We start from the raw sequence: 22,345 nt of genomic DNA on the forward strand, positions 1-22,345 counted from the left end.
GCCTAATCTGCCATGACGCTCGCGAACTCGACGATGTGCCCGGCCAGCACCTCGGGCTGGTCCTCGGGGACGAAGGTGTACGAGTCGGCGATCTCCACAACCCGAGCATCCGGCAAAAGCGACGCCAGCCGGTACGCGAAGCGCACGGGGAACAGCTTGTCCTCCGTCGCCCACGCCAGCAGCACGGGCCGGGAGAACGAGCGCAGCTGCTCCGCCGCGGCCAGGGTCAACCGCGGGTCCACCGAGCGCAGGAGCTTCCGCAGGTCCCGCTGGACACCGCGAGATCGGCGCAGGCGAAGCAGGTACGCCGACGCCACCGCCGGATCCAGCGGCTTCTTCGTCACCCAGCCGAACAGCAGCGGCAACGGCCACAACGCCCGCACCCGCAACAGCTGATCCAGCACGGCCATCGAACCCGGCACCTTCGCCAACGTCGGCAACGGCTTGAAGATCGGCGGGAAGAAGTACTCGAAGCTGTCCGACGGCGTCAGCACGACCCGGCCGACGCGCGCCGGATGCCGCGCGAGCAGCAGCTGCGTGATGGCGCCGCCGGTGTCGTTGGCCACCAGGGTCACGTCGTGCAGGTCGAGGGCCTCCAGGAAATCGCCCAGCAGCGTGGCCACGCCGGGGGCGCTCAGGTCCGCGTCGGATCGAAGCGGGATCTCGTGCGCGCCCAGGGGCAGATCCGGGGCCAGGCAACGGAACCCGGCCTCCGCGATGGTGGGCACGACCTTGCGCCACAGCAGCGCGTTGGTGAGCACCCCGTGCACGAAGACCACGGGCTGACCCGTGCCGCGTTCGTAGTAGCGCACCTCGCCCTGCGGCAGGCGGATGCGGTGGTCCTGTCCGAGTGAGGAAGTCATGCGACCAAGATACATACATACAGTCTGTATGTAAATAAAAGCGGACACGACTGTGCCCGCCACCCCCGGAAGGTGTGGCGGGCACCAGTGCGAACAAGCTCAGCCCAGTTCGGCCGCCAGCTGCGCAACGCCCCAGCGCAGGTCCTCTTCGGACACCACGAGCGGCGGAGCCAGCCGGATCGTGCTGCCGTGTGCGTCCTTCGCCAGCACGCCGCGCCGAAGCAGGCCTTCGCAGACGTCCCGGCCCGTGCGGCCGCGCACGTCGATTCCGGCCCACAGGCCGCGCACCCGCACCGCGTCGACCGCCGAAGAGGGCAGTTCGGACAGGACCGCAGCAAAGACCCGGCCCAGCTCCTCGGCCCGGCGCTGCGGCTCACCCGTCTTCAGCTTCCGCACCACCGCCGTCCCGACGGCGCATGCGAGCGGGTTGCCGCCGAACGTGCTGCCGTGCTCACCCGGCCGGAACACGCCCAGTACGTCGCGCCGCGACACCACGGCCGACACCGGCAGGATGCCGCCGCCCAACGCCTTGCCGAGCACGTACATGTCGGGCACGACGTCCTCGTGGTCACACGCGAACGTGCGCCCGGTCCGCCCGAGCCCCGACTGGATCTCGTCGGCGATGAACAGCACCCCGGCCTCGGAGCAAATGGACCGAACCGCACGCAGATACCCGTCAGGCGGCAGCACCACACCGCCCTCACCCTGGATCGGCTCGATCAGCACCGCCACCGTGTCCTCGTCCACCGCGGACCGCAGCGCCTCCGCGTCGCCGAACGGCACGGTCACGAACCCCGGCGTGAACGGGCCGTGGTCGGCCGTGGCCTCGGGGTCGTCGGAGAACCCGACGATCGTCACGGTCCGGCCGTGGAAATTGCCGCCCGCCACCACGATCTTCGCGCGCCCGGCCGGCACGCCCTTCACGCGGTAGCCCCACTTGCGCGCCGTCTTGATGGCCGTCTCCACGGCCTCGGCGCCGGTGTTCATCGGCAGCACCATCTCCATGCCGCACAGCTCGGCGAGCTCGGAGGCGAACGTGCCCAGCTGGTTGTGGTGGAACGCGCGGCTGGTGAGGGTCAGCCGGTCGAGCTGGGCGTGCGCGACGGCCAGCAGCTCGTCGTCACCGTGGCCGAAGTTCAGCGCGCTGTAGCCCGCGAGCAGGTCGAGGTAGCGCCGGCCTTCGACGTCGGTGACCCACGCGCCCTTGCCTTCCGTGAGCACCACGGGCAGCGGGTGGTAGTTGTGGGCCAGTGCGGCTTCGGCGCGTTCGATCTCTTCGCCGGTGATGGACATTTCTCTCCGCTTCAAGGAAAACTCAGACGAGGGTGCCGGCCGGTTGCGACGCCGCCGGCTCGGGTTCGGGCTCCGGCGCCGGCCGGTCCGGGCGGCGCCGGACCTTCTTCGGCCGGTCGAGCAGCTCGGCGACGCGGGAGAGCCCGAAGTTGATGACGATGTAGATGACCGCGGTGAACGCGTAGGTCTGCAGGAAGTTGGCGTTGAACTCGCCGATCACCTGCCCGTCGCGCAGCAGCTCGGGGTAGCCGACGACGTAGCCGAGGCTCGATTCCTTCAGCGTGCGGATCACCTGCGTGACCAGCGCCGGGCGCAGGGCCCTGAACACCTGGGGCAGCACCACGAGCAGCATCGTCTGCCCGCGGCGCAGGCCGATCGCCGCGGCGGCGTCGAACTGGCCGCGGTCCAGCGAGTTCACGCCGGCGCGGACGATCTCGGCGAAGACCGCGCCGGCGTGCAGCACGATCGGGATGGTCAGCACCCAGAACGGCGGGAGGTTCCAGCCGAACATGGGCAGGCCGATGAGGAAGAAGTACACGAGCAGGATCAGCGGGATCGCGCGGAAGAGCTCGATCAGGCCGGCGCACGGGATCGAGACCCACTTGTGCGTGGAGAGCCGGCCGACGCCCATCAGCGTGCCGAACACCAGGGAGATCGCGGCGCCGGTGAGGCCGACCTCCAGCGTGGTCAGCAGGCCCTGCAGCAGGTAACGGATGTTCGACCACTCGATGAGCGGCTCCCACAGACGCGTGGTGAGCTGCTGCACGTGGGCGAGCTGGGCGATGGCGCCGGCCACGATGCCGATCAGCGCGAGGACGGCCACGACGGTGGCGATCTTCAGCCGCTTCTGGCCTCGGGGCCCGAGTTCGTCGAAAAGGGCGGGGGAGCGCGACTTCATCGTCGGATGCGAACCTTCCGTTCGACGACGCCGGTCAGCTGGCCGATCGTCAGGGTGATCAGGAGGTAGCCGATGACCGCGGCGATGAAGGTCGGGACCGGCTGGGCGAAGTCGAGGTTGAACTGACGCGCCGAACCGGTGAGCTCCTGGACACCGACCGCCGCGCCGAGTGCCGAACCGAGGCACACGTTGATCAGGATGTTGCCCAGCGGCTGCACCATCGACCGGAACGCCTGCGGCAGCACGACCTGCCGCAGGACGCCCGAGAAGGTGAGGCCGATGGCGCGCGCCGCCTCGATCTGGCCGAGCGGCACGCCGGCGATGCCGGAGCGCACCGTTTCGCAGATGTAGGCGCCGAAGTACAGCCCCAGCCCCAGCACGACCGACCCGAACAGCGGGACGGTCGCGCCGAGGTAGGGCAGGCCGAAGACCACCATGACCATCACCAGCAGCATCGGCGAGTTGCGCAGGCAGTGCACGTAGAACCCGGCGGCCGCCCGCAGCGGCCCGATCGGGCTGACGCGGCAGACACCCAGCAGGGTGCCGATCACCAGCGCCAGCGGAAACGCGATCGCGGCCAGCTCGAGGGTCGTCAGCAGACCGGTCAGCAGCTCACCGAGGTGCGCGAAGAGCACGGACATGGGGTCTCCGATTTCGGGGTTCGGGTCAGACGCCGGGGACGGAGCCGAGCTTCGGCGGGGCGGGCGGCGGGGTCTTCAGCAGCTTGCCGACGGTGCCCTGCCAGAGCTTGGTCCAGGTGCCGTCGGCCTCGATCTTCTGCAGGAACTCGTCGACGACCTGCTTGAACACCGGGTCGTCCTTGGGCTCGCCGATGCCGAACGGGTTGGAGCCGAACGTCGCGTCGAGCAGCTTCACGTCCGAGCGCGTCTGGATCGCGCCGAGCAGCGAAGCGTTGTTCAGCGTCACGGCCTCGGCGCGGCCCTGCTCCACCGCGGCGATGCACTGCGCGGTGGTGTCGAACAGCACCGGCTGCGCGGTCGGCACCTCGGTGACCAGCGCGGTCTTCGCCGCACCGGACTCGGTGGCCACCTTCTTGCCGGCGAGGTCCTTGGCGCTCTTGATCGTGGTGTCCGTGGACTTCACGATGATGCCGCTGGCCGCCATGTAGTACGGGCCGGAGAAGTTCACGAGCTTGGCGCGCTCGGGCGTCATCGTGTACGTCTGGATCGCGACGTCGATGGTGTGGTTGCCGAGCAGGCCCTCACGGGTGTCGGAGCCACCGCTCTGCATCTTCGCCGACGGCTTGCCCAGCAGGTACTTCGCGAGCAGGTCGGCCATGCCGGCGTCGAAGCCGGAGATCTTGCCGGTGGCCGGGTCGAGCTGCGAGAAGCCCAGCGTGTTGCGGCTGCCCGCCCAGACCAGCTCGCCGCGCTGGCGGATCTTGTCCAGCATCGGCGAGTGCGGCAGGTTCTGGCCCACCGGCGCGCCCGCGACGGCGTCGTCCTGGCTGATCATCTTGGCGACGTCCGCGGCGGCCGGCTTCGCGGCGGCGCCACCGGGGGCCGTGGCCGGGGCGCTGCCGCACGCGGCGAGCAGCGCGCCCGCGACGACCACCGCGCCCACGGCGGCGGTGATTCTGGTCAGCTTCATTGCTTTCTCCTTGTCACGGTGGGGAAATTCGGTGCTGGAGGGACTAGTGCTGGAGGACTTTGGACAGGAAGTCCCGCGCCCGGGCGGTGCCCGTGCGGTCGAAGAACTCTTCGGGGGTGCCTTGTTCGGCGATGCGGCCTTCGCTCATGAAGACCACGCGGTGGGCGGCACGGCGGGCGAAGCCCATCTCGTGCGTGACCACGACCATCGTGGTGCCCTCCGCGGCCAGCGAGGTCATCACGTCGAGGACCTCGCTCACCATCTCCGGGTCGAGCGCGCTGGTCGGTTCGTCGAACAGCACGATCTTGGGGTTCATCGCGAGCGCCCTGGCGATGGCCACGCGCTGCTGCTGCCCGCCGGAGAGCTCAGCGGGCAGTTTGTCGGCCTGGTCGGCCACCCCGACGCGGTCGAGCAGCCGTCGTGCGGTCGCTTCGGCCTCACGCTTGGGAATCCCGCGAACGCGGATCGGCCCGAGCGTCACGTTCTCGAGCACACTGCGGTGCGCGAAGAGGTTGAACGACTGGAAGACCATGCCGACGTCGGCCCGCAGGCGCGCCAGGTCGCGGCCCTCGGCGGGCAGCGGCTTGCCGTCCAGCGTGATGGTGCCGGAGTTGATCTTCTCCAGGCGGTTGATGCAGCGGCACAGCGTCGACTTGCCCGACCCGGACGGGCCGAGGATCACCACGACCTCGCCCTGGTGGATGTCGAGGTCGACGTCGTGCAGCACCTGCACTTCGCCGTAGCTCTTGTTCACACCGCGCAGACTGGCGAGCACGGGTCCGGTCATCAGTGACCTCCGGGGCCGTCGTAGAGCTGCCAGGGCAGCAGTTCGTAGTCGTTCTCACAGGGGTTGCCGATCGCCACGCGGTATTCGCCGCTGGTCAGGTCGACCAGGCTGGAGGCGATCGTCTTGTAGCGCTTGAGGTCCGGCGCCCGGTCGTCCGGGTGGGCGCACACGCCGTCGGGATGCCCGACGTGGTCGCTCATCGTCGCGGCGACGACCTTGCGCACCTCGGCGGAGCTGGTGGCCGTGCGCGCGGACGCGAGCCCGCGCTCGATCACCTGCACGCGGTAGAGCGAGTCCACAGGGGACACGCGGTGGGTGGCGGCGATCCGGTCGGGCACGCCGTACTGGTAGTGGTTGCCGTGCACCAGCATTCCGCCGCTCGGCAGGCCCCAGCGGTGCACGGTGGGGGTGGTCTCGTAGTCCACGGCGACGCCGCCGCGGTGGGTCACCAGGAGGTTGGTGGCGATGTGCTGGTGGACGTCGAAGGGCACCTGCAGGGCGCTCTTGAGGTGGTCGTGGTCGAGGATCATCCGGCGCAGCACCGGCTGCGGGATGCCGATCGGCGTGCCGAAGGCGCCGTTGAGCCCGTTGGCGTTGAGCGCGATGCCCGCGGAGTTGGCGCCGTGGCGGCCGATCTGGCCGGCCTCGACCTGCATGATGAGGGTGGGCTTGGGCGGCTGGACCACGCGCAGGAGCACCACGGTGTCCTGCGTGCCTTCCCGCCAGTCCCAGTTCTGTCCACAGTAGACGTGGCCGTCGCCGGTCGCCTCGGGCAGCAGTGCGAAGGAGGAGCAGCCGTCGGCCGGCTCCTCGTCTTCGGCGACGCCCGGGTTGAAGGCGCTGTCGTTGTTGCGGACGATCTCGCCGCGCGCGTTGAGCGCGAGGATCTCGTCCTGGTGCACGCCGGCACCGTCGGCGATCGCGTCCATCTCTTCGAGCAGGTGCGGTGCGACGGCGGCGACCGGTGCGCGCCAGCGCCGGGCCGAGGCCTGCACGTCCGTCCACTCCAGACCGGACGCGAGCCGGAAAGCTTCCCGGTAGTAGGCGATCGACGTGCGGATCTCCGCCCTGGCGGCCTCTCCGTAGGCGAGTCCCCGTTCACGGGGGCCACCTTCGATCTGGACCAACCGGACTGCCATGGATACCTCTTTCCCGGTGCTGGCGATTCGTTGAAGGTTTGCGCTACATTCATCAGGAACTTGTAGTGGCAGCTACGGATAAGATAGACCGTGCTACGAAGTTGTCAACACCTGTCGTCGTTACTACATGGTTACGACGGTGCAGGACGGTCCCACGCCATGCCAAGGAGATCCGCTCCATGACGAGCCCCCAAGCGACGCCCGACTCCGCCCGAGTCCTCGACCCGACGGAGTTCTACTACGGCGGGCCGACGCCGTTTTTCGCGCTGCAGAGCGACCAGCGCTTTTCCTACTGCCTCTACGTGCCCAGCGCCCACCGCACCTCCGAGACGCCGCTGCCGCTGCTCGTCCTGATGCACGGCACCCAGCGCACCGCGGAGCGTTACCGCAACGACTACCGCGAGTTCGCGGAGCAGAACGACACCATCGTGCTCGCGCCGCTGTTCCCGGCGGGCATCGCGCAGCCCGGCGACCTGCACGGCTTCAAGCGCCTCAGCTTCGAAGGCATCCGCTACGACTCGATCCTGCTCGACATGATCGCCGAGGTCGCCGCGCGCTTCCGCGTGGACGCCGACCGCTTCTACCTGCACGGCTTCTCCGGCGGCGGGCAGTTCGCGCACCGCTTCGCTTACCTGCACGCCGATCGGCTGGCCGCGTTGTCCATCGGCGCTCCGGGCCGGGTCACGCGGATCGACCCGGACGTCCCGTGGTGGCTGGGCACCGCCGACGTGCGCGAGCTGTTCGGCACCGACGTGCAGGTGGATGCTCTGCGCAAGCTGCCCGTGCAGATGATCGTGGGCGGCGAGGACAAGGACACGTGGGAGATCGCGGAGCCGGGGATCGACGCCGGTGGTGACACGCGCATCGAGCGGCTGACCACGTTGCGCAAGAATTTCGAGAGCAACGGGATCGACGTGCAGTTCGACGTGGTGCCCGGCGTGGCACACCGCGGGCTGCTGATCCAGCCGGTGGTGAAGAACTTCATCGCCGGGGAGCTGGCGCGCCGGCCGTAGCGCGTGACGGGCTCACGGGGCACGGCCGCACCGTGGCGGCCCTCCCGTGGGCACGTGGATCGGGAAACGAGGGTGGGATGGGGAACGACGAAGAGTCGCTGCGCGCGCGGATCGCGCGGTGCCTGCCGAAGATGTCGCGGGCCGAGCGGACCGTCGCGGAGTACCTGCGCGACCACGGCCGCTACGCCATTTTCGCCACGGCCGACCAGATCGGCGGCGCGACGGCGACCAGCGACGCGACCGTGGTGCGCACCGCGAAGTCACTGGGGTTCGCGGGGCTGATGGACCTGCGGCGCAGCCTGGCGCGCGAGGTCGCGCTGGAGACCAGCCCGTCGCACCGGCTGCTGACCGAGCTGCCCGACGGCGCCACCGCGGGCGATGCCGTGGTGGACAAGGTCTTCACCGACGCGACCGAGCGGCTGGCCGCCACCTGGCGGCTCGTGCAGTCCGACGAGTTCCTGCACGCGGTCGACCTGCTGGACTGCGCGCGCGAGGTCCTCAGCTTCGGCCTGGGGGCCTCGAGCCTGGTGGCGCGGTACCTGACCATGCGCCTGGTCCGGATGGGCCGGCGCGCGCGGTCCACGGGCGCCACCGGCTTCCAGCTGGCCGACGACCTGCTCGGCCTCGGCCCGGAAGACGTCGTCGTGCTCTACATCCCCGGCCGGATCCTCGGCGAGATCGAGGTGCTGCTCGATCACGCCGAGGAGGTCGGCGCGAGCGTGGTGCTCGTGTCCAGCTCGCTGGGGCCGCTGTTCGGCTCCCGGGTGGACGTCTCGCTCACGGCTCCGCAGAGCGCCAGCAACTTCACCGGGGAGATGCTGAGCGCGGAGGTGCTCACCGACGCGTTGGTGCTGCGCCTGGCCTCGCGCGACGAAAACCGCGCGACGAAGACGTCGGAACTGCTGACTTCGCTGCGTTCCGATCTGATCAACGGCGATCTGCGCGCACCGCGGCTGCCGCGCGGCGACGGCGTCGGTTAACCGGGGCCGGCCGTTTTCTCCACGCTGACGGTGCTCAGGTGCCGCCGCAGGAACTCCGCCGCTTCGGCGGTGCGGCCGGCCAGCAGCAGGTCCGCGAGGTCGACGTGCTCGCGGCAGCGCACCGCGGCCCGGTCGCGCGGCAGCGTGCGCCGGTACTCGATCAGGCGGCGCAGGTTGTCCACGCGGCGCAGCGAATCGATGAAGAACGTGTTGTGGCTGCACGCCACCACGGCCTCGTGGAAGGCGCGGTTGCGCGCGAACAGCTCGGTGTTGGTCACGGTGTGCGCGGCGCCCTCGGCGAGCTCGAGCTGTTGCGCGCGAACGGTTTCGATGGCCGCCCGGTCCACGGCGAAGCCGGGTTCGAGCAGCGCCGCCGGTTCGAGCGCGAGCCGGAACCGGTAGCTGTCCTCATAGGACTCCTGCGACGTCAGCATCGGCTGGAACTCCCAGCCGTAGCCGGGCAGCCGCTCGATCCAGCCCTCGCCGGAGATGCGGCGCAGCACGGCCGTCACCTGGGCCGGGGTGAGGGCGTAGCGGCGCGCCAGCTCGCTCTCGCTCACGCGGTCGGGCAGCTCGCCGTCGAGCCGGTCCGAGGCGATGCGCAGGTACTGCTCCTCGTCCTCGTCGCCGAGCTCACCGGCCTCGACCGTGAGCTCGGCGACCGGGCGGGCGACGGTGTGGCCGCCGCCGGGCTCGGCGACGGCCACCACCCCTTCGTCCGCCAGCAGGCGCAGCGCCGCGCGCACGGGTGAGCGCGAAACACGCAGGTGCGCGGCCAGGGTGCGCTCCACCAGCCGCGTGCCCGGCTCGGCCGCGGTCTCGCGGATGTAGCCCACGATGCGCGCCGCGACCTGCCGGGTGAGCGGGGTCGGGGTCTGTTCCACTTACCCAGGCTAGCGCCGGTGCTCGGCATCCACCCGGGTGGTGGTGCCGGTCGCGACGATGGTGCGCGTCGCCTCCACCGAGGCGTAGGTCCACAGGATCCGCATCGGCGCCGTGGCCGAGGCGTTGCGGAACCGGTGCGGCACGCCCGCGTCGACGTAGGTGGTGTCCCAAGTGGACAGGTGGTGCTCGGCGCCGTCGATCTCCACGATCGCCTCGCCCTCCAGGATCACCACGCTCTCGGGGCAGTTGTGCGTGTGCAGCGGGATGCCCGCGCCGCCGTCGAACAGCGTCTGGCCGTTGAGGAACACCTCGGCGCCCAGGGCCTTGCTCACCAGCGGGATCGTGCGCGCGCCGCCGCCGCGGTCGGCCGCGGTCAGCTCGGCCGGGCGCAGCACCACGGAGGGAAACGGCTTCGATTCGCTCATCGGGTTCCTCCGAACCACACGGTCTTCACGTTCACGAACTCGCGGATCCCGTCCGCGCCCAGCTCCCGACCGTAGCCGGACTTCTTGATGCCGCCGAACGGCAGCCGCGGGTCGGAGGCGACCATGCTGTTCACGAACACCGCGCCGGCCTGCAGGCCCTTGGCGAAGCGCTGCGCGCGTTCAGCCGACCGCGTCCACACGGCGGCGCCGAGGCCGAACTCGGTGTCGTTGGCCAGCGCCAGGGCCTCGTCGTCGCCGGAGACGCGGACGATGGCCGCGACCGGCCCGAACGTCTCCTCGTCGAACGCGGCCATGCCCGGCTTCACGCGGTCGAGCACCGTCGGCGCGTAGAAGTAGCCCGGTCCGGCCACGGGCTCGCCCCCGGTTCGCAGCACGCCGCCGGCCGCGACCGTGCGGCGCACCTGGTCGTCGAGCCCGTCGCGCAGGTCCTCGCGCGCGAGCGGCCCGACGGTGGTGCCCGCCTCGGCCGGATCGCCCACCCGCAGCCGTTCGACCGCGGCGGTGAAGGCTTCGGCGAACTCGTCGGCCACGGCCTCGTCCACGATGAACCGCTTGGCGTTGACGCAGCTTTGCCCGTTGTTGAGGAACCGTGCGCGCACGGCCGTCTCGGCGGCGGCCGGCACGTCGGCGTCGGCGAGGACCACGAACGGGTCGGAGCCGCCGAGCTCCAGCACCTGCTTCTTGAGCGCGGCCCCGGCCTGGCTCGCCACGAGCGCGCCGACGCGCGTCGAGCCGGTCAGCGTGACGGCGGCGATGCGGTCGTCGGCGATGAGCTTCGCGACCTCGCCGACGTCGACGAGCAGCGCCCGCACCAGCCCGGCGGGCGCCGAGGCCTTGCGGAACACGTCTTCGATGGCCAGCGCGCAGCCCGGGACGTTGGTGGCGTGCTTGAGGATCGCACCGTTGCCCGCGGCCAGCGCCGGCGCGGCGAAGCGGAAGAACTGCCAGAACGGGTAGTTCCACGGCATCACGGCGAGCACCACGCCGAGCGGCTCGGCCACCACGGACGCCTCGGCCAGCACCGGGCGCTCGGCCAGGTACTCCGCGGCGTGCTCGGCGTAGTGCACGCAGTTGAGCGCGCACTTCTCGATCTCGGCCTCGGCTTCGGCGAGCGGCTTGCCCATCTCTTCGGTGATCAGCCGCGCGTACTCGGCCTTCCCCGCGCGCAGGACCGCGGCCAGCTCGCGCAGCAGCTCCACGCGTTCGGCAAGCGGTTTCTCACGCCACCCCGCCTGCGCGGCCACGGCCGCATCCAGTGCGGCGTCGACCTCTTCGGCCGTGTGCGAGTCGTAAGTGGACAGTGGCTTGCCCGTCGCCGGGTTCACGGATCGGATCATCGGGCACCCACCGGAAGGCCGGTGACGGACTCGGAAACCGCGCCGGCGAACGCTTCGGTGCCGAGTGTGCCGCCGACGTCCGCGGTGCGCGTCGCCGGGTTGTCGAGGACGGAGTCCACGGCGCGGGTCACGAGTTCCGCGCCGGCCACGAGCACGTCGTTGCCGTCGCGGCGGCCGCGCCAGTCCAGCAGCATCGCCGCGGACAGGATGAGCGACGCCGGGTTGGCCACGCCCTGGCCCGCGATGTCGGGCGCGGAACCGTGCTGCGCCTGGCCGACGCACACGTCGTGCCCGGCGTTGATCGACCCGCCGAGGCCGAGGCTGCCGGATAGCTCGGAGGCCTCGTCGGACAGGATGTCGCCGAACATGTTGGTGGTCACCAGCACGTCGAAGCGCTCCGGGTCGCGCACGAGCAGCGCCGCCGCCGCGTCGACGATCAACTCTTCCAGCTCGACGTCGGGGAACTCCTGGGCGACCGCGCGGACCTCGCGCAGGAACAGGCCGTCGGACAGCTTGAGCACGTTGGCCTTGTGCACCGCAGTCACCTTGCCGCGGCGGCCGCGCGCGAGCTCGAACGCCGCCCGCGCGACGCGGGCGGAACCGCGTGCGCTGACCTTGCGCACGGACAGCGCGAGGTCGGGGTCGGGCATGAACTCGCCGGTGCCGGCGAACATGTTGCGGTCGGAGTAGAAACCCTCGGTGTTCTCGCGCACGATCACGAGGTCCATGGGCTTGCGCAGGATGCTCAGGTCCTCGCGCGAACGACACGGGCGCACGTTGGCGAACAGCTCGAACGTGGTCCGCAGCGCGGCGGACGGGTTGATCCCGCCCTGTTCGCGCGGCGGATACTCGTAGTGCGACACCGGGCCGAGCAGCGTGCCGTCGACCTCGGGCACACGCTCGAGGACCGCCTGCGGCAGCGTGGTGCCGTCGGTCGCGAGCGAGGCCAGGCCGATGTCGCGGACCTCGAAGCTCAGGCCGAGCCCGAGCCGCCGATCCGCGGCGCCGAGCACGTCCAGGGTTGCCGCCGTGATCTCCGGGCCGATTCCGTCGCCGGGCAGGACGAGGACTTTCACGGACACTCCTTCCGACTGCGGATTTTCCGACGCTGGTTTTTCACTCTAGCAATATACCATCAATGTAGTGGACGCTTCAGTCTTCACATCCGTTGTAGGATCAGCTACCTTCGACCGCCAAGAGCCTCCCCACCTGTACGGCTCACGTCCCCCGCTCGAGGAGATGGCTGCCGATGTCCCTGCTGCTTACCCAGGCCGTGTCCGCGGCCGAAGCGAACCCGACCCCCGAGGTGTGGCGGGTCATCACGAAAATGGCGTACTTCGCCGGTCTGATCGGTTCGATCGGCGGCTGCATGCTGTACCTGATCGTGCTGCGGCCCGTCTTGAGACGGCCGTCGGTCGATCCCGCCGACCGCGCGGTGCTGCAACGCCGCGCCGGCGTCTACTACGCGCTCGTCGGCACGTGGTTCCTTGTCGCGCTGTACTTCCAGATCGCCGGCAAGGGCGCCCGTGTGAAGGGCAAGGAAATCCCGTTCGGCGACGCGCTGTCGCCCGCGGCGATCTGGCGCTTCATCTCGGTGCCGGGCAAGAAGGGCGACTGGATCTCCAGTGGCGCCGAGGCGTTGATCCAGTACGCGCTGTGGGGCCTCGCGGCGATCGTGCTGATGCTGGCGTTCTCCCCGCGGCTGCGGGAAAAGCTCGGCGTGCTCACGCTGACGTCGCTCATCATCAACTTCGTCGCCTACCAGGTCACGCTGCTGCCGACGAACTTCTCCAAGGCCACCGGCGACACCGTCGCCAACTCGCTGCTCGACCACCTGCACGTCTTCTCCATCTCGACGTGGGTCGGCGGCATCGCGGGCCTGGTGATCCTGGCCTTCTCGCGCCGCAAGCTCACCCGCGGCGCCGGTGACACGTTCGCCCAGATCTGGACGCGCTTCTCGACGCTGGCCATGGTCGCCGTCGGCTGCATCCTGATCACCGGCCTGTACCTGGCGTACACGCTGATCGGCAGCCCGTCGGAGCTGTTCACCACGAGCTTCGGACGCTTCCTCGTCATCAAGGTGTCCTTGGTCCTCACGATGATCTGCATCGGTGCGGCCAACGAGTTCGTGATGATGCCGCGCATCGCCCGCGCTCGCGCCGCCGGTGCGGAGGGTTCGGTGTTCAAGCTGGCGCTGCGCACGTTCCCGGTGCTGGTTTCCGTGGAGACCCTGCTCGCGGTCGGCGTGCTGTTCGTGCTCTCGTTCCTGACGGGTTCGGCCCGCGCCGAGGCCGGCGACCCCGCCGACCCGACCCTGAGCGGCAGCGTGATCGGCATCGGCGTGGTGCTGGCGATCCTGATCGCGATCTCCTTCGTGACCACCGCCAAGGTCTCCGACCGCCTGTCCCGCTCGGCGGCGCGCGCCCACGAGGTCGAACAGCGTGAGGCCGTCGCCGCGGAGAGCTGAGCGTCAAGGGCCCATCAGGGAAACGCGTTGGTGTGTCAAGCGTTCGTCGTGCCCATGCCCGCCCCGCCGTCGTCCGGGAGACCGTGAGGGTCCTCGAGAAGAAGGCGGTGGCGGGCATGGGCACGGTGGTTTCCGCGGTGGTGCTGATCGGTCTGTCGGCAGTGCTGGCGCTGGCGTTGCGCGTGTCTTCACGGCGGTGAGCCGGGCGCTCGCCTCAGTGACCGGCGCCCGTCAGTGCGATCGTGCGGTCGGTGTGCGTGGCGAGCAGGGGGTCGTGGCTGGCGACGAGGACGGCGGCGCCCGCGTCGGCGGCCGTGCGGAGGCGGGCGAGGACGACTTCAGCGTGGGGACGGTCCTGGTGCGACGTCGGTTCGTCGGCCAGGACGAGGGTGGGGGCGGTGGCCAGCGCGCGGCCGACGGCGGCGCGTTGTTGTTCCCCGCGGCTGATTTCGGTGGGCAGACGGCCGGCGAACTTGGCGAGGTCGAGGGTTTCCAGCAGCTTGGCGAGGTCGGCGTTGCCGCCGGTGCGGGCGGCGAAGGCGAGGTTGTCGGCGACCGTCAGCTCGTCGAACAAGCCGATGGACTGCGGCACGAAACCCAGGTGCTGCCACGGCATTCGCGCCATCGGGCCGGCCGGCAGCACCGAACCCGGCGTGACGCTGCCGGTGTCCGGGGTTTCCCAGCCGCCGGCGATCATGAGCAGGGTGCTTTTGCCGGAACCCGAAGGGCCGGTCAACGCGACCAGCTCACCGGGGTGCAGCTCGAAGCTGATCGGGCGCAGCACCTGCGTGCCGCGGTAGGTCTTGGAGACGTCGGTGAGCGTCAGCACGGTCATCGGATGCGTCCGTCCACGAGTTCGATCACGTCGTCGGCCGCGGTGACCAGCTCGGGGTCGTGGGTGGCGACCACGACGGCGTGCCCGAGGGCCGCCAGCCGGCGGACGGCGTCGCCGACGAGGTGGGCCGACGCGCGGTCGAGCTGGGCCGTGGGTTCGTCGGCGAGCAGCGCGGCGGGGTCGCCGGCGGCGGCGAAGGCGAGGGCGACGCGTTGCTGTTCGCCGCCGGAGAGGCCGCTGGGTCGGCTGTCGCCGCGGTGCCCGAGGCCGAGGGTGGTGAGCAGCTCGCCCGACGGCGTGCCGGTGCCGCGCAGGCGGCCGGCGAGTTCGAGGTGCTCGGCGACGGTCAGGTACCCGAGCAGGTTGTCGACCGGGTTCTGGAAGACGTAACCGAGCCGTTTCCGGCGCAACCCGCGGCGGCCGCGGGCCGACAACGCGGTCGCGTCGACACCGTCGACCTCGACACGGCCGCGCGCCGGGCGTTCGAGGCAGGCGAGGATCCGCAGCAGCGTCGACTTCCCGGAGCCGGACGGTCCGACGAGCGCGGTGACCCGGCCGCGCGCGGCGGACACCGAAACCTCTTGCAGGGCAACGACATCGTGGGTCGCGGTCCGGTAGGTCTGGTGCACGTCTTCGCACCGGAGCGCGTCAGTTGGTGTCACGCAGCACCTCCGACGGGCGGGCGCGCGAGACGGCGCGCTGGGCGGCGAGAGTGGCGAGCACGGCGGCCAGCAGCGTCGCCGCGGCGAGGCGCGCGGTGAGCGACCACGGCGCGGCGATCAGGGTGCCGGGTGCGGCGGCGGGGTCGAGGTCGTAACCCGCGCTGGTGATGGCAACGGCGATCGCGGCGAAGCCGAGGCCCGCGACGAAGCCGCCGGCCAGCAGGCCGCCGACCTCGTAGAGCAGGGCCCGCCAGTGCGAGCGTGGCCCGATGTCCATGCGCCGCAACAACAAGTACGCGCTGCGCCGCGCCCTTGCCCGCGAATTGAGGTACAGCAACAGTCCCACGAGGACGATCGCGCCGGCCAGCACGGACACCGCCGTCAGGAACAGGAACGTGTAGGTGATCGCCGCGTAGACGCCGTTGGCGGTCACGTCCTGGGCCTGGCTCAGCGTGCCGACGGGCACGTGGGCCGCGGACAGCGCCGGAACGATCCGCCCCGGGTCGCCGCGCAGCCACAGCTCGTGGTGCAGGTTCTCGCCCGCCAGCCGGGTGAGCACGTCGCGGCGGACGAACATCAGCGGGAACCCGGCGCTCTTCCCGGGCAGCTGCGCGACGCTCGTGACGGAGAACTCGACGGTGTGGCCGTTGATCTCCACCGGCGTCGGCCCGGAAGTGCCGGGGATCCCGGCCAGCACGCCGGCCGGTGCGCCGGGTGCGGTCAGCCCGGCCATCAGGTCGTCGAGGGCCGGGCCGGGCAGGAGGTTGTCCCAGAACGCGGTGCCGGTGAACGTCGCCGGGTCGACGCCGAGGACGTTGACGGTGGTGCTCCCGACCGTGCCGGAGTCGTAGCGCTCGACGAAACTCGACGGGAACCCGGGCGGCGCCTGCGCGGGTCCGGTCAGGTCGACGACCACGTCGGTGCCGACCACGAGCTGGCCCTCGGCGTGCAGCGTGCGCTCGACCGACCCGGTGACCGTGGTCGCGTACACCGACAGCGCGATCGGGATCGCCGTCGCGGCGATCAGCACGGCCGCCGCGGCCGGCGCGGACGCGAGCCTTCGCCACGACAGGAACGCGACCGCCCGCGACAGCGACACCGGCCGCAGGCGCACCACGGAGAACCGGACGACGCGCGCGGCCAGCAACGCCAGCCCGATCACCAGCAGCAGCGGCACCACGATCAGCCGCGGCGGGATCCGCGCGACGGTCCCCGCCGCACCCACTCCCGCCGCCGGATCGTCACCGAGCGCGAAATAGCAGACCAGCGCGGCGCCCAGCGGCAGCAGCTCCCACGGCCAGTTGCGGCGGCGGGTGGTGCGCGCGTCGAACAACGCGGTGATCCGGCGGCCGCTCGACACGGCGATCGCGCCCAGCGTCACCACCAGCGCGGCGGCGGCGCCGAGTACCGATCCGGCCAGCGCGCCCGGCGTGACGAGCGGGCTCGGCCCCAGCGCCGCCACCAGGTAGCGCGCGAGGAACCAGCCCGCGGCACTGCCGAGCACCACGATCGTGCCGACCTCCAGCACCGCCTTGCCCACCAGCGCGAACGGTCCCACCCCGCGCGACGACAGCACCGCCAGCTCGGCGCGGCGCCGGTCCACCCAGAACGAGCCGGCCGCCGCCGCGATCACCAGCCCGGCCAGCGCCCCCACCGCGCCCATCGGCACGACGGTGGTCGCCAGCTGCGTGGTCACCTGGTCGGCGCGGACCACCATGCCGCCCAGCGAAGACGTGTACTCCGTGCCGCCGAAGCGGTGGAACGCCCGCCCGAGCGGGTCGGCGGGATTCTCGGTGCGGGCGCGGACGTGTTCCAGCCCGGCCACCACGGGTGGCGCGCTCGCCGTGGTCATCCCCGTGGTGTCGACGGAGCTCTCCACCAGGTTCTGCACGCCGGAGTCGCGGGTGGCGATGTGGAAGAAGTCGTCCGGCGACACGAGCGCCACCGGGTACGTGCCGGCGTTGGACAGCGGGCTGCCGCGGTAGAGGCCGACGAGGCTGCACCAGTACTGCTGGTCCGGCAGCGAACGCAGGTCGCGGTAGATCCCGGCGACGCGCATCGTCGACGTGCTGCCGCCACCCGGCGCGGTGGCTTTGCCGCTGGGCTTGAGGTCGTTGCGGGAGCCGCCGCGCACGGTCACGAGGTCGCCGGCGTGGAGGTTCTTGAGCGCCGCGAACTGGTCCGGCAGCCAGATGCCCGGCCCGGTCCCGCGCTGGACCACCTGGATGTGGTTCTGGAAAACGGTGCGCGAGATGAGGTTGACGACCGTCTGCTCGGGGTGCGCCGGCGGGCCCGTCGCCGCTTCCACCGACGCGCCGGAGACCAGGGTCGACACCGGCGCCGAGGCTCGCGGCACCTCGGCGGTGGCCTGGCCGGCCAGCTTCGCGCGCGTGTCGTACAGGGCTTTGCCGACCGCCTCGGGCACAGCGGGGTCGTGCTGCTGCATCGGCAGGCCGCCCTGCCACTGCGCGCCGACCGCCCATTCGCACGCGAGGGAGGTCTGCTGCTGCAGCGTCGCGTTGCCCGCCGCCGAAAGGAACAGTGCGACGGCCGTGGCGGGCAACGCCACCAGAACCGCGGCCGCCGCGACGGCGATCACCACCGCCGGATTGCGCCACCCCGTCCGCACGGCCCGCGACCACGGCGTGGGCAACCCCCTCCTCGGCATGTCGAGGAGTTTCACACAGGCGTTTGCCCGTCAGGGCGCGCCGAGATCGTTTCGAAACGGCGTGCTGGCCGACCGCACCCGTGCGGCGACGGGCTGTGGCGGAATCCCGCTCAGCGGGCCGGTTCGGGGTGCGCGAGCCCGTCGGGGGCGCAGTGCGAGCACACGCCGGTGAGGATCGGCGCGCTCGTGGCTTCGGCCGTGCCGACGGAGTCGAGGCGGCCGCAGTTGGTGCACAGCAGGTGGCCGTGTTCGGGCCCGGTCAGCTCGTAGCGCTGGGCCACGCCGACGGTGTCGAAGCGGCGGACGAGCCCGGCGGACACCCCGGTGGCGAGCACGTCGTGGATCGCCCGGGTGGAGGCGAAGCGGAGGCGGTCGCGGACGTGGGGGAGCAGCTCGGCGACGGTGGTGTGCGGCTGCTCGGCGAGGGTTTCGAGCACGACCTGGCGGGCGGTGGTCACGCGCAGGCCGGCACGGCGCAGGCGGGCCCCGGCGTCGACGTGGCCGGGCGACGGCTGGGGGAGCGTGGGAGTCGGCACAACACCTTTGTAGTGCCTAGAGTTGATGGAGTCAATTGTCTGATGGAGTCAAGTGTGGGTTACTCAGCGGCGTAACGGCAGGTGGGGAGGGTTTCGGCGGGCCGTGTGAGCTTCTCCACGCCAGACTTGATGCAGTCCATTCTGAGGTACGCTGCGGCCATGGATGCGTTCGGGGTGCGGTTGCGCCGGGTAGGGCTGCGCAACACGCCGCAGCGGCGAGCGGTGCTGGCCGCGGTCGAGCGGCACCCGCATTCGACGGCGGCCGAGCTCGCCGTGGACCTCGAAGCCGACGGCGCGGCCGGCGGGCTCTCCCGTCAGGGCCTGTACAACGTGCTCGAAGACCTCGTCTCCGCCGATCTGCTGCGTTCGCTGGAACCCGCGGGTTCGCCCGCGCGCTTCGAACCGCAGCGCCACGACAACCACCACCACCTCGTGTGCCGCGGCTGCGGCGCGATCCAGGACGTGCCGTGCGCCGTCGGCGCCCCGCCGTGCCTCGACCCGGTCACCGCGCCCGGCTTCCGCGTCGAAGCGGCCGAAGTGACGTGGTGGGGCGTGTGCGACGCGTGCGCTGCTGCCGAGCCGCATCTGTCCACAACGGACTGACGGCAGCCGGCGCTAGTCGTCCGGCTGTGCCCGCAGGTGGCGGCGCAGGGTCTCGTCGCTGCCCAGCCCGCTGCGCCGCGCGGCGGCGGCCACGGTTTCGCCGCTCATGACCAGCGCGATCGCTGCTTCCCGGCGCACGGCGGCGACGTAGGTGGCCGGGGTCTGGCCCGTGCCTTCCTTGAACAGCCGCGACAGGTGGCGCGTGCTGAGGCCCACGCGCTGCGCCATGCTCGTGAGGCAGTGGTCGCCGGCCGGGTCGGCGGCGACCTCGTCGCAGAGCTCGCGGACGATGTCGCGGCGCGGGCGCGGAGTGCGGGCGGGCACGGAGAGCTGGGGCTGAGCGCCGCGGCGGCGCATGAAGACCACCAGCTCGCGGGCGATCTCGTGGGCAAGGACGTCGCCGGCGTCCTCCTCCACCAGTGCGAGGGCGAGGTCGATGCCGGAGCTGACGCCGGCGGAGGTGAGCACGCGGCCGTCGCGCACGTAGATCGCCTCGGGGTCGACCTCGACGCCGGGGTAGCGCTGCTGCAGCGTGTCGGCGTGGCGCCAGTGGGTGGTGGCGCGGCGGCCGTCGAGCAAACCGGCGGCGCCGAGCGCGAAGGCGCCCGCGCACACCGACGTCACGCGCCGGGCACCGCGCGAGAGGTGCCGGATCGAGGTGAGCAGCTCGTCGTTCGCGCCGGGTTTCACCAGGCACTCGCCGCCGGGGACGACCAGCGTGTCGACGTCGGTGACCTCGGCCGCGGCCCGGTCGACGCCGATGCGCAGGCCGCTCGACGTGGTGATGTCGCGCCCGTCCGGGGAGCACATCGTGACGACGTAGCCGGTGCCGAGCTCGGCGGCGACGTCGAACACCTCCAGTGGCCCGGTCACGTCGAGCAGCCGGACGCCGTCGAACACGAGGACGGCGACCGGGACCGGCGGTCTCGACAGGCCCACCCCGGGAATCTACGACGGCCCCCCGCGACAGGAAAGGGCCGGATGTGTGGGCTGCGTGTCCGCTTCCAGTCGGTTACGCGGTGTTAGCTTTTCCCCGGACGACGCGAAGGCGGTTCCCAGGATGAAGCTGCAACACGGTCTCGGCGGTCTCGAAGGCCTCGAGGGTTTCCCGTTGGACTACGAGAAGCGCGTGTTCGTCGAAGACTGGGAGAAGCGCATCTTCGGCATCCACACGGCGATGATGGGCCTGAGCGCGTCGCTGCGCGACTCCGTCCCAGGCTACGACCTCGACGCGGTGCCCACCACGTTCGGCACCACGTGGACGTGGGCCCACCTGCGCGCGGGCGCGGAGGCGATGCACCCGTTCGAGTACTTCAAGTTCCGCTACTACGAGAAGTGGCTGGGCGGCATCAGCGCGTACCTCGTCGAGCAGGGTTACCTGACGCAGGAGGAGCTGGACGCCGCCACGGAACGCTTCCGCGAGCAGCCGCAGGCGCAGCTGCCGGACCGCGACGCCGAAGCCGTCGACGAGCAGGTGCTCGACTACCTGCGCCGCGGCGACACCCCGAGGCGCGGCCCGGCCACGCCGGCGTTCGCGGTGGGCGACGAGGTCGTGGTGCGCAACCCGCCGGCCACGGAGCACACCCGGCTGCCCGGTTACCTGCGCGGGCACCGCGGCCGCGTGGAGCGGGTGTTCGAGGGCAACTACTCGTACTTCGTCTCTACCGGCGGCGACGGGCTCGGGGAGCCGATGTCGGTGTACATCGTGCGGTTCGAACCCGAGGAGCTGTGGGGCGAGGAAACCGAACGCGCGGCCGGCCCGCTGTACGCCGAGCTGTACGAGACCTACTTGTCCGCCGGATCGACGAGGGACGGAAACCGATGAGCGAGCTGTTCGCCTACCCCGACGACCGCGAGGAGGCGAGCGCCGCGCAGGTCAAGGCGCTCGAGGCGCTCCTGATCGAGAAGGGCGTGATCACCGGGTCCACTGTGGACAAGGTGCTCGGCTACTTCGAGTCGGAGATGACGCCGCTCAACGGCAAGAAGATCGTGGCCCGCGCGTGGGTCGACCCGGAGTTCGCGCAGCTGCTGGCCACCGACACCCCGAAGGCGATCGCGCAGCTGGACCTGCCCGAGGGCATGGCCGGCGCCGAAGGCGAGCACATCGCGGCTGTGGTCAACGAGCCCGGCGTGCACAACCTGGTGATCTGCTCGCTGTGCTCGTGCTTCCCGTGGCCGGTGCTCGGGCTGCCGCCGTACTGGTACAAGGACCCGGTGTTCCGCGCCCGGGCAGCGCGCGAGCCGCGTGTGGTGCTGGCCGAGCTGGGCGTGGAGCTCGACGACGACACCGAGGTGCGCGTGTGGGATTCGAGCGGCCACTCGCGGTGGTTCGTGGTGCCGGCGCGGCCTTCGGGGACGGAGGGCTGGAGCGAGGAACAGCTCGCGGAGCTCGTGACGACGGAGTCGATGATCGGCGTGGCCCTCGCGGGCCCGGCGGCGTGAGGGGGCGGGCGTGGCGATCGACATCAGCACGCTGAACTACGACGAGTCCGGGCACGTCAAGTTCCACTCGTCGTGTTCGACGGACCTCGAGCAGCCCGTGTTCGACGCGGAGTGGCAGCGGCGCGCGTTCGGTCTGGCGGTGGCGCTGTCGGAGTTCGGCCACTACGCGTGGGAGGACTTCCAGCGCGAGCTGATCGCGGCCATCGGCTCGTGGCAGTCCGCACCCGACGACGAAAAGGGCCGCTGGGAGTACTACCAGCACTGGGTGACCGCGCTCGACACCGTCGTCCGGCGCCACGGCCTGCTCGAAGAGGGGTACGTCAACCCCGAGGACCGCGACTGAGCGTTCGCCTAGACTTCCTCCTCACCGGGCGAGCGGGGCCCCGCTGCCGGACGACGCGGAGGAGGCGGCAGGGTTGGTCAGCCGGGCCGAGAAGAACGAATCGAACCCCGACCTGGGCGTCCTCGCCGGGCGGCTGCTCTTCGCCGTGCAGCACGAGCTCTTCACGTCCCTGGCCGCCCAGGGCTTCGCCGACCTCCACCCCCGCCACGGCGCCGTGCTCGCCTACCTCGACACCGAGGGGGTCCGGGCCACCGAGCTGTCCCGCCTTTCGGGGCAGCACAAACAGGTGATCGGGACGATGATCGACGAGCTGGAGGCCCTCGGGTACGTCCAGCGCCGCCCGGATCCCGCCGACCGCCGCGCGAAGCTGATCTGCCCGACCGAGCGCGGGCTGGCGGAGATGCGCGCGGCCGGCCGGATCATGACGGCTCTGCAGGAACGTCACGCGCGCCGGCTGGGGCGTGAGGTGTACACGCAGTTCAAGACGGTGCTGCAGGACGTGGTGGAGCACCAGCGGAAACGCACCGTGTGACGCGG

24 protein-coding genes are annotated in these 22,345 nt (G+C 71.2%); 8 read left to right on the forward strand and 16 right to left on the reverse strand.

Annotated elements, in window-relative coordinates:
• Positions 1-2: 2 nt before the first annotated feature.
• From ACFY1H_RS16805 to ACFY1H_RS16835, 7 genes are all read right to left on the reverse strand, one after another.
• Positions 3-863 (reverse strand): alpha/beta fold hydrolase, encoded by an 861-nt coding sequence (locus tag ACFY1H_RS16805; RefSeq protein ID WP_386947305.1) that lies wholly within the window; start codon positions 861-863, stop codon positions 3-5.
• 99 nt (positions 864-962) lie between these two features.
• Positions 963-2,156 (reverse strand): ornithine--oxo-acid transaminase, encoded by a 1,194-nt coding sequence (gene rocD, locus ACFY1H_RS16810; protein ID WP_366584145.1) that lies wholly within the window; start codon positions 2,154-2,156, stop codon positions 963-965.
• Positions 2,157-2,178: 22 nt separating this feature from the next.
• Positions 2,179-3,054, reverse strand: a complete 876-nt coding sequence (locus ACFY1H_RS16815; protein WP_386947307.1) for an amino acid ABC transporter permease — start codon at positions 3,052-3,054, stop codon at positions 2,179-2,181.
• On the reverse strand, positions 3,051-3,695 hold the full coding sequence (locus ACFY1H_RS16820) for an amino acid ABC transporter permease (RefSeq protein WP_366584147.1): 645 nt from the start codon (positions 3,693-3,695) through the stop codon (positions 3,051-3,053). The genes ACFY1H_RS16815 and ACFY1H_RS16820 overlap by 4 nt, the downstream gene beginning before the upstream one ends.
• A 25-nt stretch (positions 3,696-3,720) precedes the next feature.
• Complete coding sequence (locus tag ACFY1H_RS16825) at positions 3,721-4,665, reverse strand: transporter substrate-binding domain-containing protein (protein ID WP_366584148.1); 945 nt, start codon at positions 4,663-4,665, stop codon at positions 3,721-3,723.
• Between the two features lie 43 nt (positions 4,666-4,708).
• The gene (locus ACFY1H_RS16830; protein WP_364181174.1) at positions 4,709-5,452 is read right to left on the reverse strand and encodes an amino acid ABC transporter ATP-binding protein; all 744 of its coding nucleotides are present in this window, start codon (positions 5,450-5,452) and stop codon (positions 4,709-4,711) included.
• On the reverse strand, positions 5,452-6,591 hold the full coding sequence (locus ACFY1H_RS16835; protein ID WP_386947309.1) for a C45 family autoproteolytic acyltransferase/hydolase: 1,140 nt from the start codon (positions 6,589-6,591) through the stop codon (positions 5,452-5,454). Before ACFY1H_RS16835 ends, ACFY1H_RS16830 begins: the two co-directional genes overlap by 1 nt.
• A 179-nt stretch (positions 6,592-6,770) precedes the next feature.
• On the opposite strand from ACFY1H_RS16835, the gene ACFY1H_RS16840 reads away from it, so the two are divergent.
• Together ACFY1H_RS16840 and ACFY1H_RS16845 are read left to right on the forward strand one after the other, a co-directional pair.
• On the forward strand, positions 6,771-7,604 hold the full coding sequence (locus ACFY1H_RS16840) for an alpha/beta hydrolase (RefSeq protein ID WP_386947311.1): 834 nt from the start codon (positions 6,771-6,773) through the stop codon (positions 7,602-7,604).
• 77 nt (positions 7,605-7,681) lie between these two features.
• On the forward strand, positions 7,682-8,584 hold the full coding sequence (locus ACFY1H_RS16845) for a MurR/RpiR family transcriptional regulator (protein ID WP_366584151.1): 903 nt from the start codon (positions 7,682-7,684) through the stop codon (positions 8,582-8,584).
• On the opposite strand, the gene ACFY1H_RS16850 is transcribed toward ACFY1H_RS16845, so the two are convergent.
• Genes ACFY1H_RS16850 through ACFY1H_RS16865 form a run of 4 tightly spaced genes read right to left on the reverse strand, consistent with a single transcriptional unit; the run spans position 8,581 to position 12,328 of the window.
• Entirely contained in the window at positions 8,581-9,468 is an 888-nt protein-coding gene (locus ACFY1H_RS16850) for a GntR family transcriptional regulator (RefSeq protein WP_366584152.1), read from the reverse strand. The genes ACFY1H_RS16845 and ACFY1H_RS16850 overlap by 4 nt on opposite strands.
• A gap of 9 nt (positions 9,469-9,477) precedes the next feature.
• Entirely contained in the window at positions 9,478-9,894 is a 417-nt protein-coding gene (locus ACFY1H_RS16855) for a cupin domain-containing protein (protein ID WP_366584153.1), read from the reverse strand.
• Positions 9,891-11,252: an NAD-dependent succinate-semialdehyde dehydrogenase gene (locus tag ACFY1H_RS16860; protein ID WP_386947314.1), complete on the reverse strand. Its 1,362-nt coding sequence runs from the start codon at positions 11,250-11,252 to the stop codon at positions 9,891-9,893. The genes ACFY1H_RS16855 and ACFY1H_RS16860 overlap by 4 nt, the downstream gene beginning before the upstream one ends.
• Entirely contained in the window at positions 11,249-12,328 is a 1,080-nt protein-coding gene (locus ACFY1H_RS16865; RefSeq protein ID WP_386947316.1) for an isocitrate/isopropylmalate dehydrogenase family protein, read from the reverse strand. Before ACFY1H_RS16865 ends, ACFY1H_RS16860 begins: the two co-directional genes overlap by 4 nt.
• Before the next feature lie 173 nt (positions 12,329-12,501).
• Between ACFY1H_RS16865 and ACFY1H_RS16870 the strand changes: the two genes are divergently transcribed.
• Positions 12,502-13,719 carry a copper resistance D family protein gene (locus ACFY1H_RS16870; RefSeq protein ID WP_386947318.1) on the forward strand — a complete coding sequence of 406 codons (1,218 nt, stop codon included), beginning with the start codon at positions 12,502-12,504 and terminating at the stop codon, positions 13,717-13,719.
• 214 nt (positions 13,720-13,933) lie between these two features.
• Here the strand turns inward: ACFY1H_RS16870 and ACFY1H_RS16875 are convergent, their stop codons facing one another.
• The 4 genes from ACFY1H_RS16875 to ACFY1H_RS16890 form a co-directional block, all read right to left on the reverse strand.
• A complete protein-coding gene (locus tag ACFY1H_RS16875) occupies positions 13,934-14,554 on the reverse strand; it encodes an ABC transporter ATP-binding protein (protein WP_386947320.1) in 621 nt (206 codons plus the stop codon).
• Positions 14,551-15,216, reverse strand: a complete 666-nt coding sequence (locus ACFY1H_RS16880; RefSeq protein ID WP_366584158.1) for an ATP-binding cassette domain-containing protein — start codon at positions 15,214-15,216, stop codon at positions 14,551-14,553. The genes ACFY1H_RS16875 and ACFY1H_RS16880 overlap by 4 nt, the downstream gene beginning before the upstream one ends.
• Positions 15,203-17,884 carry an ABC transporter permease gene (locus ACFY1H_RS16885; protein WP_386947322.1) on the reverse strand — a complete coding sequence of 894 codons (2,682 nt, stop codon included), beginning with the start codon at positions 17,882-17,884 and terminating at the stop codon, positions 15,203-15,205. The genes ACFY1H_RS16880 and ACFY1H_RS16885 overlap by 14 nt, the downstream gene beginning before the upstream one ends.
• 110 nt (positions 17,885-17,994) lie before the next feature.
• Positions 17,995-18,420 carry a transcriptional repressor gene (locus tag ACFY1H_RS16890; protein WP_366584160.1) on the reverse strand — a complete coding sequence of 142 codons (426 nt, stop codon included), beginning with the start codon at positions 18,418-18,420 and terminating at the stop codon, positions 17,995-17,997.
• A 159-nt stretch (positions 18,421-18,579) separates the two neighbouring features.
• Between ACFY1H_RS16890 and ACFY1H_RS16895 the strand changes: the two genes are divergently transcribed.
• Positions 18,580-19,023 carry a Fur family transcriptional regulator gene (locus ACFY1H_RS16895; protein ID WP_386947324.1) on the forward strand — a complete coding sequence of 148 codons (444 nt, stop codon included), beginning with the start codon at positions 18,580-18,582 and terminating at the stop codon, positions 19,021-19,023.
• Between the two features lie 12 nt (positions 19,024-19,035).
• On the opposite strand, the gene ACFY1H_RS16900 is transcribed toward ACFY1H_RS16895, so the two are convergent.
• Positions 19,036-19,962 (reverse strand): DJ-1/PfpI family protein, encoded by a 927-nt coding sequence (locus ACFY1H_RS16900; RefSeq protein WP_366584162.1) that lies wholly within the window; start codon positions 19,960-19,962, stop codon positions 19,036-19,038.
• Positions 19,963-20,083: 121 nt separating this feature from the next.
• Between ACFY1H_RS16900 and nthB the strand changes: the two genes are divergently transcribed.
• From nthB to ACFY1H_RS16920, 4 genes are all read left to right on the forward strand, one after another.
• On the forward strand, positions 20,084-20,848 hold the full coding sequence (gene nthB, locus ACFY1H_RS16905) for a nitrile hydratase subunit beta (protein WP_386947327.1): 765 nt from the start codon (positions 20,084-20,086) through the stop codon (positions 20,846-20,848).
• Positions 20,845-21,465 carry a nitrile hydratase subunit alpha gene (gene nthA / locus ACFY1H_RS16910; RefSeq protein ID WP_366584164.1) on the forward strand — a complete coding sequence of 207 codons (621 nt, stop codon included), beginning with the start codon at positions 20,845-20,847 and terminating at the stop codon, positions 21,463-21,465. Before nthB ends, nthA begins: the two co-directional genes overlap by 4 nt.
• Positions 21,466-21,475: 10 nt before the next feature.
• Positions 21,476-21,808, forward strand: a complete 333-nt coding sequence (locus ACFY1H_RS16915) for a nitrile hydratase accessory protein (RefSeq protein WP_366584165.1) — start codon at positions 21,476-21,478, stop codon at positions 21,806-21,808.
• A 73-nt stretch (positions 21,809-21,881) separates the two neighbouring features.
• Positions 21,882-22,340, forward strand: coding sequence for a MarR family transcriptional regulator (locus tag ACFY1H_RS16920; protein ID WP_366584166.1), 459 nt, complete (start codon positions 21,882-21,884; stop codon positions 22,338-22,340).
• Positions 22,341-22,345: the final 5 nt, after the last annotated feature.

The organism is Amycolatopsis sp. NPDC001319 (genome assembly GCF_042896185.1).
GTDB lineage: Bacteria > Actinomycetota > Actinomycetes > Mycobacteriales > Pseudonocardiaceae > Amycolatopsis.

Coding starts and splice junctions, on each gene's coding strand:
- rocD (WP_366584145.1), bottom strand. CDS start 2,156: ATGTCCATCACCGGCGAAGAGATCGAACGCGCCGAAGCCGCACTGGCC.
- ACFY1H_RS16815 (WP_386947307.1), bottom strand. CDS start 3,054: ATGAAGTCGCGCTCCCCCGCCCTTTTCGACGAACTCGGGCCCCGAGGC.
- ACFY1H_RS16855 (WP_366584153.1), bottom strand. CDS start 9,894: ATGAGCGAATCGAAGCCGTTTCCCTCCGTGGTGCTGCGCCCGGCCGAG.
- ACFY1H_RS16875 (WP_386947320.1), bottom strand. CDS start 14,554: ATGACCGTGCTGACGCTCACCGACGTCTCCAAGACCTACCGCGGCACG.
- ACFY1H_RS16830 (WP_364181174.1), bottom strand. CDS start 5,452: ATGACCGGACCCGTGCTCGCCAGTCTGCGCGGTGTGAACAAGAGCTAC.
- ACFY1H_RS16825 (WP_366584148.1), bottom strand. CDS start 4,665: ATGAAGCTGACCAGAATCACCGCCGCCGTGGGCGCGGTGGTCGTCGCG.
- ACFY1H_RS16870 (WP_386947318.1), top strand. CDS start 12,502: ATGTCCCTGCTGCTTACCCAGGCCGTGTCCGCGGCCGAAGCGAACCCG.
- ACFY1H_RS16820 (WP_366584147.1), bottom strand. CDS start 3,695: ATGTCCGTGCTCTTCGCGCACCTCGGTGAGCTGCTGACCGGTCTGCTG.
- ACFY1H_RS16895 (WP_386947324.1), top strand. CDS start 18,580: ATGGATGCGTTCGGGGTGCGGTTGCGCCGGGTAGGGCTGCGCAACACG.
- ACFY1H_RS16835 (WP_386947309.1), bottom strand. CDS start 6,591: ATGGCAGTCCGGTTGGTCCAGATCGAAGGTGGCCCCCGTGAACGGGGA.
- ACFY1H_RS16845 (WP_366584151.1), top strand. CDS start 7,682: ATGGGGAACGACGAAGAGTCGCTGCGCGCGCGGATCGCGCGGTGCCTG.
- ACFY1H_RS16840 (WP_386947311.1), top strand. CDS start 6,771: ATGACGAGCCCCCAAGCGACGCCCGACTCCGCCCGAGTCCTCGACCCG.
- nthB (WP_386947327.1), top strand. CDS start 20,084: ATGAAGCTGCAACACGGTCTCGGCGGTCTCGAAGGCCTCGAGGGTTTC.
- ACFY1H_RS16860 (WP_386947314.1), bottom strand. CDS start 11,252: ATGATCCGATCCGTGAACCCGGCGACGGGCAAGCCACTGTCCACTTAC.
- ACFY1H_RS16885 (WP_386947322.1), bottom strand. CDS start 17,884: ATGCCGAGGAGGGGGTTGCCCACGCCGTGGTCGCGGGCCGTGCGGACG.
- nthA (WP_366584164.1), top strand. CDS start 20,845: ATGAGCGAGCTGTTCGCCTACCCCGACGACCGCGAGGAGGCGAGCGCC.
- ACFY1H_RS16805 (WP_386947305.1), bottom strand. CDS start 863: ATGACTTCCTCACTCGGACAGGACCACCGCATCCGCCTGCCGCAGGGC.